General features: G+C 70.7%; 1 pseudogene. It reads right to left on the bottom strand.

The features are described 5' to 3' along the window. A pseudogene (locus EN804_RS35345) lies at positions 1–337 on the bottom strand (malate synthase A); the annotation flags it as partial. Positions 338–352 lie beyond the last annotated feature (15 nt).

The raw sequence follows: 352 nt of genomic DNA on the forward strand, positions 1-352 counted from the left end.
GGTGGATCGGCACGCAGCCGTTGCCATCCAGCCACGCTGCCAGGTAGCGCGCGCAGACTTCCACGTTGCCTTCGAAGCCGGCGCGGGTGATCGTGCCCGGCGGCCGCGCGATCAGTTCGTCGCGGCCGACGCGCACATCCTGGCGCAGCACGCCGTGCTGGTTCGGGCCGGGCATGTGCTCGTCGAAGATCGCCATCGCCACCGGGATCAGCGCCGGGTGCGCGACCCAGGTACCGTCATGGCCGGCGCTGACTTCGCGCAGCTTGTCGGCGCGCACGCGGGCCATCGCCTGTTCGCTGGCGGCGGCATCGTTGTTGATCGGAATCTGCGCAGCCATGCCCCCCCTCGCATG

The organism is Mesorhizobium sp. M8A.F.Ca.ET.161.01.1.1 (genome assembly GCF_004792105.1).
Classification (GTDB): Bacteria; Pseudomonadota; Alphaproteobacteria; order Rhizobiales; family Rhizobiaceae; genus Mesorhizobium.